The organism is Chamaesiphon sp. VAR_48_metabat_135_sub (genome assembly GCF_031418915.1).
Lineage (GTDB): Bacteria > Cyanobacteriota > Cyanobacteriia > Cyanobacteriales > Chamaesiphonaceae > Chamaesiphon.
In genome coordinates this window covers 1-2,821 of sequence record NZ_JANOJV010000261.1, presented here as the reverse complement: position 1 = coordinate 2,821, position 2,821 = coordinate 1, and the positions used below count along the sequence as shown (strand labels likewise).

4 protein-coding genes are annotated in these 2,821 nt (G+C 44.1%); 3 read left to right on the top strand and 1 reads right to left on the bottom strand.

Annotated features, from left to right (window positions below):
* From RMO55_RS18370 to RMO55_RS18360, 3 genes are all read left to right on the top strand, one after another.
* On the top strand, positions 1 to 307 hold a 307-nt coding region (locus RMO55_RS18370; RefSeq protein WP_310428969.1), incomplete at its 5' end, for a hypothetical protein.
* A gap of 5 nt (positions 308 to 312) precedes the next feature.
* On the top strand, positions 313 to 1,440 hold the full coding sequence (locus tag RMO55_RS18365) for a ParM/StbA family protein (protein ID WP_310428967.1): 1,128 nt from the start codon (positions 313 to 315) through the stop codon (positions 1,438 to 1,440).
* 19 nt (positions 1,441 to 1,459) lie between these two features.
* Positions 1,460 to 2,512: a cobalamin biosynthesis protein CobQ gene (locus tag RMO55_RS18360; protein ID WP_310428965.1), complete on the top strand. Its 1,053-nt coding sequence runs from the start codon at positions 1,460 to 1,462 to the stop codon at positions 2,510 to 2,512.
* Between the two features lie 174 nt (positions 2,513 to 2,686).
* Here the strand turns inward: RMO55_RS18360 and RMO55_RS18355 are convergent, their stop codons facing one another.
* A complete protein-coding gene (locus RMO55_RS18355) occupies positions 2,687 to 2,806 on the bottom strand; it encodes an MbcA/ParS/Xre antitoxin family protein (RefSeq protein WP_310428971.1) in 120 nt (39 codons plus the stop codon).
* Between the last annotated feature and the right edge of the window lie 15 nt (positions 2,807 to 2,821).

Sequence of the window (2,821 nt, the reverse complement as noted above, 5' to 3'; positions counted from 1 at the left end):
TCAAATTAATCGAGTACTTAACTTTCAGCGGATCGATCGCGGGATTATTCTACCGAATGAGTTTTTAAGCAGATGTGGTTTAGCCTTGGGATCTTCACCTTCAGCGATCGTACCTCAAGAGCGATCTGTAGTTACTTTGCCGTCAATTTCTCCAGTTCAACCAGCTACTACCGAACCAGTCAAGCATTCCATAACTGCCGATCTATCCGCCGCAAACAACAAAGATGGTAGGGAACCAATGACGATCGGATCTTTGAAAGTTTCACGATCGGTAGCAGATTTTCTTAATGGCACGAATGGCAAATAACACTTATGGCAAGGAGAAAGCAGAAATTATATCTAGGTTGTGACGATGGTGCGAGTTCTTTTAAATGTATTGGATCGAGTGGTGAGGAGCTAGTCACAATCGTGATGCCCTCTGCCACGATCGAACAACGCAGTGAAACACTCGATCGCTATCGACAACAAACTGGCGATCTATCGATGAGATCGTTTGTAGGTATTGATGATGAATACTATGCAGTTGGCAAATTAGCAACCCGACTGGGCGCAACTCAACCACTCAAGCCGCTCAAGTCAGAAACGATCGTTTATAAGATTTTAGGCATGGTGTCAATTATGGCTCAACGCCTCAATCTAGGCACCAGCTTCGATCTGAGTTTAGGTTGTTTGTTACCGCCTGGGGAGTTTCGAGATCGGGAGCGAATCAAAGCCGCTTTAATCGTCGCGCTCACTGATTTTGATACGCCCATTGGTGTATTTAGCGTCCAGTTAGTTGAGTGCAATTTTTATGCTGAAGGAACTGGCATTGTTCACTTATTGCAAGTCAATAATCGGGAAAGTTTTGGCACTGCCATTATTTTAATGGCGGGACATCGGAATTTAAGTTTCTATGCGACTGAATCTCATCAACTAACAGGGATGGGGACTTCGGATTTGGGCTTCAACCATTGGGTGAAGGCAGTTCAAGCAGTAACTTACAACTACGATTTGCCTAATCTCTCTTCAGCGATCGCTAATTATTGGCTCAAACAGAAGGATACACTTTATCTTGAACCAATTTTACGAAACACCGTAGCAGAGTTGAGAGCTAGTGAATTACAAGCTCTAGTTCGAGAAATTGAACTGACTCATGATAATTACTGCAATTCTATTTTCAACTGGTTGAACGAGCAACTTCCAGATCGGATCGATGAGCTAATGTTGGCTGGTGGGGGAGGAGATGTGTTGCAGGCAGAACTAATTGAGTATTTTGCGGGTAAGTTAACGCCTAATCCTCAGTACAAGCATAAGTATGTCATTTTCAATAGTAGTGTCTTTAATTTGCCAACTCTCGATGTGCCTGATGAATATCAGTCGAGGATGGCGGATGTCTATTGTATGTGGAAATATCTAATGCCACAGCCAAAGATTAAAGCCAAAACTACCAAAACTAAGTAAGTAAACTAAGGATATAGAGATGAGTTCGGAACAAACAACAACTAACAAGATCGCAGATCCTTTCGCTCCAATGGTGACGAAGTTGAGGACGACGATTGGAATCGTCGGTAGCGAGAAAGGTGGGTTGGGGAAGACAATCGCGGGATTAACGATTGCCGAGCAACTAACTGCTGCAAATCATCCATTTTTTCTGATCGATGCCGATGCGTCCACGCCCAATGTGGGTTTGACTTACAGAAAGGATCTGTATCAAGGATTTCGCCAAGAGGCAGGGTTAAAGGATGTTAAGTTGATTCCCAGCATTTACGATGCTCCAGATGGCGATCGAAATGCTGTGGCAACATTGACAGAACAGATTGTTTTTAGTGGTAATGCTAATGATTACTTTAAAGCTGATCGAATCTTCGATCTTGCGAGAACACAGGATGTCCTAATTGTACTGCCTTCTCAGGTGGCTGCTTACCTCAACCGCTGGATCGACCAGAATGATGTGGTGGGAATGCTGGCAGATCCTGACAATACGATCGATATAGTTTACTATTTTATTACTAACGGCACTCCCGAATCACTCGATCTGTTTATCGAGTCAGTCGAACGTTTTAATGGCAAAATCCCTCACGTCTTGGTGAAAAATCTGGGTGCGCCAACTAATATCCGGTGGGATCGAGGGTTCGATCCAGATGGGCGAGTTCAGGCAGTGCTTGACAAATATGGGTTTCAGTCGATTTTCTTTCCTGAGATGATCGTCGCTCCAGAGGACAAAAACAAGATTTTGAGTGAATATATTCCGTTTGGAGCGGCGATTGATTCTGAGTGGATTCCCTTTTCTTCCAAGCGTCGTCTGGCTAAGTGGTTGCGCGAGGCTACTCAAGCGTTTGCTAGTACTGGATTGATTCCTTATCACCCCAAGTATATGCCTGAAGCAGTTGTCATAAATCGAGATGAAGCTGCTGCTACCCAAGTTGAAGCGGTTAAGGTTACAGAGGCGGCTAAGACGGCTAAGGCTGAGGCTGGTAAAGCTGCCAAAGTTGCGAAAGCGGAAGCACCAAAAGATCCCGATCCTGCCAATTAAATTTCCAAGTTTTGGGCTATATTTTAGCTTTTTGGCGATCGATAGTGGAGCAATAGTCTAACGACAAAGAAGTCTGTAAATGTTCAAAAGAACGATTGCAGACTTCTTTTGATGGGCTAATTTTCGGCAGGATTTACGTAGGTATTGAAAATCAATTGGTGCGTAAACTGAGACTCAACTGTACACTCCATATTCAATTTGATCGAGTAATTTCAGCACCTGCTCTGTCCCTGCGTCCGTATCGAGCAGATCGACAGGAGCAGAAGCATTTAATCCTCGATTGGGTCGCTTCAGCCAGCTTGTCGCCGT

Coding starts and splice junctions, on each gene's coding strand:
- RMO55_RS18365 (WP_310428967.1), top strand. CDS start 313: ATGGCAAGGAGAAAGCAGAAATTATATCTAGGTTGTGACGATGGTGCG.
- RMO55_RS18360 (WP_310428965.1), top strand. CDS start 1,460: ATGAGTTCGGAACAAACAACAACTAACAAGATCGCAGATCCTTTCGCT.